At 52.4% G+C, this 1,925-nt stretch carries 1 protein-coding gene; it reads left to right on the top strand.

Annotated elements, in window-relative coordinates:
• A partial coding sequence (locus HWQ67_RS17290) for a hypothetical protein (RefSeq protein ID WP_218253942.1) occupies nucleotides 1-1,925 on the top strand: 1,925 nt, incomplete at both ends.

Below are 1,925 nucleotides of genomic sequence, written 5' to 3'. Positions count from 1 at the left end.
GCTCACTATCATCTATCAAACCAGCAATAACCTTGCCTGCCACTCAAGCTGAATTGGGGACGATAGCCGATGCCAAGGCCAAGGGGCTTTGTGTCGGTGCTATGAAGTCATACTACACCATCAAGGTATACAACGTCGGGACCGCAGACGGGCAGAAAATCAAGGTTGAAGCCCTTGATGTCAAGGGTGCCCGGGCCAAAGCGGAGGCGGCTGGGTATAAGGTGTCGTCGATAACAAGGTCGTTTGGATTACCCACACGAACACCGACCAGGCAAACTACATCTGCCACGACAGCACCGACTGGTACGATTCGCGTCAAGGATGGTAAGACAGGCGATATACTCAATATACCAAGGGCTGGATGGGACCCGTGGCCTGACAAATATAAGAACCTTGTCACGACAGAGGGGTTTGATGCGGCAATCGCAAGTTTCAGAACCGACTACCGCGAATTGGGAGATGGCCAGTGGATGCCAAGAGCTGACTTCAATTCTCTACCAGACCAGTATGCCGCCATAGCTGTGAGCAGGGGATACACTGCCATGCGGGAGGCGTTTGAAGCAGACCACATCCAACTGGGTGACGGCCAATGGATAACCACCAGGGATTGGGATGCCCTTGTCGCCAATGACGCAACCAACGGCACCACTTGTGCCAAGGTCGGCAAGGAACAGGGCTACACCGCTATGGTCAGCGCCATCGACACAGCCAATGAGCCCTATGAGGAGTTCCAGAGGAAAGTAGAAAGTGGGGATATTATCCCGGTTCCTGGCAACGAGTATATCACTAAAGAGGAGTTTAACAGGCTGCCCTCAGGATCCCAGAAGATACTGAAAGAGCAGGGCTTCAATGCACTCACTGAAGCGACGATCGTTAGATGGGAAAAGGGGGTCAAGCCTAGGGGATTCAGTTGGGACCCTGGCTATCAAAGGAGGCTCGCCGCATGGAACTCCTTGCCCCAAGCTGTTACGAACCTGAATGAGGTCCCATTTTCCTATAGAGACTTTTATCACCTGTCCGAAAGTTCCTACGGTAGAGTGGGTCTGTTGGCCTTGGCTAGCTTCGTTCCACCCGCAAAGGCAGCCTTGCCAGAATACACAATGGCCGATGTAACGGCCCTGGACTGGGGGATAGCCGCTGCCCAGGCTCCGTTATTAATTTTAGGGTTTGCCCCCGCTGCGATCACCAGCTCGGTGGCCGGGAGGGCAGTAACAGTTGCCGGTAGCACAGCACTTGCTGGACTCATAGGATATGGAACGGCAAAGAGCTGGTCGGCATTATCACCAGGGCAACGGGTGATGGGCGTTGGTATGACAGCTCTTTCTGCCGTGCCACTTTTAACGACCGTTGCCAGGAACGTCAAGATTTCAGGACCATCCATCCCCACAACAGAAGGTAATGTCGTGGCATGGAGGGGATTATCGGTGGCTGGGAACCCCATCATTGGCAGGTCAGGGGGCAAATGGGTACTAGGGAGTAGGGGGATCACCTTGCCAGAAGCCAGACTGATACTGAATGGGTACAAGCCCGAAACAATGCTAGAAACCAAGGTATTTGTCAACCGGTCTGCACTGGAAAAGGCAGGGTTCACAGGCACCCAAATAGAATACCTGACAAAGACTCTCAAGGATCGCAACCTGTTCGCCGGCAAGATGTCGCCCTGGCTTGACAAGGATGTGCTAATAGAGCCAACAGAGCGGCTAAATGCAAATGAGATTGGCACGGTAATGCAGAGGCTCGTAAAACTTGAAGAGGGCTTTATCAAGAAGTCCAAAATCAAAGACGCCTTCTTGCTATATGGCAGTTCTACTATTAAGTCCCAGTCGTGTACCCCCCGCCAGTTTCTCAGTTCGGGAGCCAACTGGGATTTAATAGTAGAACTGCCATATAGCAAGAAGGCGTCTTTGATTTTAGACTTCTTGATA

This window comes from Candidatus Magnetobacterium casense (genome assembly GCF_019173545.1).
Classification (GTDB): domain Bacteria; phylum Nitrospirota; class Thermodesulfovibrionia; order Thermodesulfovibrionales; family Magnetobacteriaceae; genus Magnetobacterium; species Magnetobacterium cryptolimnobacter.
The sequence above is the reverse complement of the archived record's forward strand: the minus strand, read 5'-3'. Positions and strand labels throughout refer to the sequence as shown.